The sequence below is a fragment of the Aliivibrio sp. S10_S31 genome (assembly GCF_014694495.1).
GTDB lineage: Bacteria > Pseudomonadota > Gammaproteobacteria > Enterobacterales > Vibrionaceae > Aliivibrio > Aliivibrio fischeri.
Genome location: NZ_JAAUWR010000071.1, coordinates 1 through 1,290 on the forward strand (window position 1 = coordinate 1; position 1,290 = coordinate 1,290).

The following is a 1,290-nucleotide window of genomic DNA, read 5'->3' on the forward strand; positions in this document are numbered from 1 at the left end:
AGCACGCACAACAATCGCATCAACACGATTTATTACATTCGGCGTTCTGGGTTTGCCTTGGGTTTTGTGATTAAGGCGGTTAATTCAAGTTGGTTTGCATAGTAATAAACGTGTTATGCCAGCGTTAGTAGCTTATGTGTAATTTTAATTTATAGAGGTCAAAATGGCTCCAAAATCACATACATTGTTTCATTTTACTAATAACAAAGAAACGTTGAAGTTAATATTTAAAAATGGTTTTTGGCCACGATATTGTCTAGAGGATATTCGTTGGGTAAATCAAGAAAATGCAGCTTATATGGCTTTTCCTATGGTTTGTTTTTGTGATATCCCTTTAAGTCGTATTTCTGAACATGTAGCATTCTATGGCAATTACGGTTTGGGAATGACAAAAGAATGGGCGCATGCTAACGGTTTAAATCCAGTTTTATATCTTGCATCAGAAAATAATTTAATGACCGAGATTCGGTCTCTCAATTCTCACGTAAATAAACTTCAAGACCTTGAGCAATTTGAAATTGCAAAAAATACTGTACGTTATTTGTATATGAATATTAAACCATCTGATGGGAATATGCTGGTTAATAATCAATTAGTCGAGAAAGAGTTTTATCAGGAATCAGAGTGGAGGTATGTACCGAAGCATGAACAAATTCAAGCTTATTTAAAAAAAGCAGAATTTGACGACGAAACTAAACTAGTTGATGAGAATTTAAAAACAAAAGAGCACGCCTCTTTAACTTTCACTCCGCGGGATGTTAAGTATATTTTTGTTAAAAATGATTCAGATATACCTGATATCATCAATTTTATTCAAAACGAACTCGACCATAATCAAGCTTCGGAGCTTAAAGTTCTAATGTCTCGTGTTGTATCCTTAGAAAGTATTCAGTCAGATATTTAGCTCGCTACTAACAAATGCATCAACACGATTTGCTACACTCGGCATTCTAGATTTCTTTAGGTTTACTGTATTAAGTGGTAAATTTAGGCTTAATCTGCATAGTAGCAAACGTGTTATGCAGACGTTGTGCGTACTGAGTCCGAAATTTTTTGCACGGTTCATCAAAAGGATCGCGGCTTTCGTAGTTTTGGCTTAGTAAGCGTTCCTTTCTTCTTTGTTTCCTTTTGGTTTCCGTTATTATTAGGTTCGGCAAATTAGCCCTTATTTTCCTAAGTTCAGGCGTTTCAGAAGCTAATTTACGCTTCAATTGTTCTTTGGTTATGCCTCATTTTAGTCTGCATCCGTGTTTTCCTCGCAGCATTTTCAATCCAAATTGTCGCAAGGAT

The 1,290-nt window shown here is 35.4% G+C and carries 1 protein-coding gene; it reads left to right on the forward strand.

Annotation, left to right across the window (positions count from 1 at the left end):
• Positions 1-163 precede the first annotated feature (163 nt).
• A complete protein-coding gene (locus HC728_RS19575) occupies positions 164-904 on the forward strand; it encodes an abortive infection system antitoxin AbiGi family protein (protein ID WP_155697319.1) in 741 nt (246 codons plus the stop codon).
• Positions 905-1,290 lie beyond the last annotated feature (386 nt).